This is a genomic window from Sphingomonas sp. GW821-FHT10F09 (genome assembly GCF_058809195.1).
On record NZ_JBXASI010000015.1, the window covers coordinates 1 to 1961 of the forward strand.

2 protein-coding genes and 1 tRNA gene are annotated in these 1961 nt (G+C 66.4%); all 3 read right to left on the reverse strand.

Annotated features, from left to right (window positions below; translation table 11 throughout):
• Positions 1-269: 269 nt before the first annotated feature.
• The 3 genes from AC1RTO_RS19285 to AC1RTO_RS19295 all read right to left on the reverse strand — a co-directional run bounded on the left by AC1RTO_RS19285 (position 270) and on the right by AC1RTO_RS19295 (position 1961).
• Positions 270-1451, reverse strand: coding sequence for a M24 family metallopeptidase (locus AC1RTO_RS19285; protein WP_493162458.1), 1182 nt, complete (start codon positions 1449-1451; stop codon positions 270-272).
• Between the two features lie 93 nt (positions 1452-1544).
• Positions 1545-1712, reverse strand: a complete 168-nt coding sequence (locus tag AC1RTO_RS19290; protein ID WP_493162459.1) for a hypothetical protein — start codon at positions 1710-1712, stop codon at positions 1545-1547.
• Positions 1713-1884: 172 nt separating this feature from the next.
• A tRNA-Met gene (locus AC1RTO_RS19295) sits at positions 1885-1961 on the reverse strand.

Consider the following 1961-nt stretch of genomic DNA (forward strand, 5'->3'; position numbering starts at 1 on the left):
CATGCGTTTCAAGGAACGCGCGATCAGCCGCGCTCAATACCAGCACGTCCGCCTGACGACCAACCATCCATGCCTCCTCACTTCGCCAGGAAGCATACAATGTGGCTTACTTCAGTTCCAGATGACTAGGGCCAATCGACATTCAGATGATGACGTGCCGAAAAAGGTGGTTTCGCGTGGCCCGGAGCGCAGCGTACTTTCGGTAGGTGAGCACCGGAAGCGCGCGAAACGGCCGTTTGCATGCCGTCAGGGCTGAATGTCGATTGGCCCTAGCCGAACGGCCGGTCGATCGAGGGCTGCGGCGGGGTGAACCACGCTGCGCCGGTCGCGGTGACGTGGAAATGATCCTCCAGCCGCACGCCGAACCGATCGGGCACGACGATCATCGGCTCGTTGGAAAAGCACATGCCGGGGGCGAGCGCGGTCCGGTCGCCGCGCACGAGATAGGCGGGTTCGTGGATCGCCAACCCGATGCCGTGCCCGGTCCGGTGCGGCAGCCCGGGCAGGCGATAATCCGGTCCCAGTCCATGCCGCTCCAGCACGACCCGCGCCGCAGCATCGACCGCTTCGCACGGCACGCCCGGAGCCGCCGCGGCAAAGGCCGCCGCCTGCGCCTCATGCTCGATATCCCAGATGTCGCGCACCTCCTGCGCCACCGTCCCGAAGGCATAGGTGCGCGTGATATCCGAATGATAGCCATGCACGCGGCACCCGGTATCGACCAGGACAAGCTGGTTCTCCTCCAGCAGCTGGTCACCGGGCAGGCCATGGGGAAAGGCGGTCGCGCGTCCGAACTGGACGGCACAAAAATAGGAGCCGCCGCCACCGATCGCGTGATGCGCCGCGTCGATGAAGCGCACCACCTCGCTCGCGGCGATGCCGGGCCGCAGGATCGCGGCAGCGCGGCGCTGCACCTCCAACGTCATCGCCTTCGCTGCGGTGAGACAGGCAAGCTCGGCCGGCGACTTGACCATCCGGCAGCCGTCGATCGCCGCCGCCCCGTCGACCGGGGACACGCCCGCCCGGCGCAGCGCCTCGCCCCATCCGAACGGCAGCAGCGGGTCGACCGCGACCATCCCCATCCCGCGCGCCGCATCGGCGACCAGCGCGACCGGGTTGTCGTCTTCCTCCCAGAAGCGCAGATCCGCGGCAATGGTCAGGTCCGCCGCCAGCGTGCCGGCCTCGAACCGCGGGCACACCATGATCGGTTCGCCCGATACCGGCAGCAGCAGCGCGACCAAGCGTTCGGTCGCGCCCCATGGCACGCCACTGAAATAGCGCAGGCTGGGTCCGGCCGGCACGAGCAGCGCGTCCGCCCCCAGCGCGGCGGTGAGGCCGCGCGCCCTGTCCAGCCGCGCGCGATATTCCTGCGCGTCGATTGCGGGCACGGGCGTTGCAGGCGGACGGATGGCAGCGAGCTGGGTGGCGGCGTCCGAGGTGCCGATGGTCATGAAAAGCTCCTGTCAGAACCGCTCGATACCGAAACGGCGAACGATCGATCGCGGGCATTCCACCCGTTGCGTGTGCCGCGACCCGTGTTGCGGTCACCGCTCCCACGTCAGCCCGGGATGCTGGCGACCGAGCGTATAGACGAGATCGCCGGCGCGACGCGACTGTTCAATCGCCGGGACGTAGAGGCCTTCGCCGTCGGTGAGGTTGTAGCCTTTTGCCCGCTTGATGGCGCAGCGAACTTCAAGCTCCTTGAGGGCCATGGAGGTATCTCCTGCCGAGGGAGCGAAAATACCCCCAAAGGCAAATCGACGTTCTAGCATCCAGGGTATCGACTGGGACGCAAGAGATACCCTGAGCGAGGGCTAACGCGCGGAGAAAAGGCACAAAAAAACCGCCGCGGGATGTCCCGGGCGGTTGTGGCACATTAAATAATGGTTGCGGGGACAGGATTTGAACCTGTGACCTTCAGGTTATGAGCCTGACGAGCTACCGGGCTGCTCCACCCCGCG